Here is a 1,438-nt window from a genome sequence, read left to right as displayed (position 1 = left end):
CGACTCTTAATCCGTTTGTCAAGCGGCGGCGGCGAGGGGAGGCGTGGGTTGATAGGGCCGGTTGTCGCGCAGCAGTGCCCACAGGACGTTGACGCGTCGGCGGGCGAGGGCGAGAACTGCCTGGGTGTGGTGTTTGCCCTCGGCTCGTTTGCGGTCGTAGAAGCGCCTGGACTCCGGGCAGCTCTGGACGCTGATCAGGGCGGATGTGTAGAACACCCGTTGCAGTGGCCGGCTGTAGCGTTTGGGTCGGTGCAGGTTGCCGCTGATGCGACCGGAGTCGCGGGGCACCGGTGTGACACCGGCGAAGTTGGCGAGTCGGTCGGCGGTGGCGAACCGGTCGACGGTGCCGGTGGCGGCGAGGAACTCGGCGCCGAGCAGGATGCCGATGCCCGGCATGCTGATGATCACCTTGGCGTGGGGATGACGGAGAAACCGGTCCTCGATGAGCCGGTCGATGTCCTTGATCTGCGCGTTGAGGGTGATCACCCCCTGGGCGAGCTGGGCGACCAGGAGTGCGGCCGTCCGCTCTGCGGGAAGAGTCCGGTGCTGGGTTTCGGCGGCGGCGACGGCCTTCCCCGCCAACACGGTGGCGTTGCGGACTTTGCGGTTCCGCAACCAATCCGTCAGGGCGTCGACACCGATCCCGCGCAGCGCGGCCGGGGTCTGGAAGCCGGTCAGCAGGATCAAGGGGCCTTGGTTGGTCAGCTCCAGCGCTCGTTCCAGTGCGGGACAGATGGCCAGTATCTGGTCGTGGAGCCGGTTGACCGCGCGGGTGCGGTCGGCGACCAGGTCCTGGCGGCGGGCCACCAACAGGCGCAGTTCGACGACCAGCTCGTCGTCGCCGTCCAGGATCGTCAGGTCGCGGCGCATCCGGGTTTGGTCGGCGATGATCAGGGCGTCCTTGGCGTCGGTCTTGCCCGCGCCGCGGTAGCCGGCGGCGGCCCGGTTGACCATGATGCCCGGAACGTAGGCGACCTGTTGGCCGTGGTCGAGCAGCAGGGTCAGCAGCAGCGCGGACTCGGTGCTGTTGAGGTCGATGGCCCACCCGATGCGATCCGCCAGGGCGCACACGTCACCGATCACGGTCAACAGCGCGGTCTCGTCATTGGCCACCCGCCGGGAGAACACACGCTTCCCCTCGGCGTCGACCACGGCCACGTGATGGTGTTCCCGGCCGATGTCCACCCCGGCCCACAGTTGCGTCAACTCATGCCTCTCACCAGCGATTTCCTGACCATGCCCGCAGACGACCCCGCCGCCAGGTCCCTACACAGCGATCGGTTCGCAGCTCTTAATCAGAGGCCGAGTCCGTCCTGGAGAGGCGGGCGGCAAGTCGAGCAGAGCCACACCGGCGGCAGACGACTGAAAGCCACACCCGCCCCTCCCGGGGCATCCGAACCCTACGAGGCCGGACAACTCAAACGGTAGGGACGACTGA

The 1,438-nt window shown here is 67.7% G+C and carries 1 protein-coding gene; it reads right to left on the bottom strand.

All coding sequences use genetic code 11. The features are described from left to right. Nucleotides 1–18: 18 nt before the first annotated feature. Nucleotides 19–1,227: an IS110 family transposase gene (locus tag ACFXGA_RS40180; RefSeq protein WP_378098470.1), complete on the bottom strand. Its 1,209-nt coding sequence runs from the start codon at nt 1,225–1,227 to the stop codon at nt 19–21. Nucleotides 1,228–1,438 lie beyond the last annotated feature (211 nt).

It is taken from the genome of Actinosynnema sp. NPDC059335 (assembly GCF_042752395.1).
Lineage (GTDB): Bacteria > Actinomycetota > Actinomycetes > Mycobacteriales > Pseudonocardiaceae > Actinosynnema.
The sequence above is the reverse complement of the archived record's forward strand: the minus strand, read 5'-3'. Positions and strand labels throughout refer to the sequence as shown.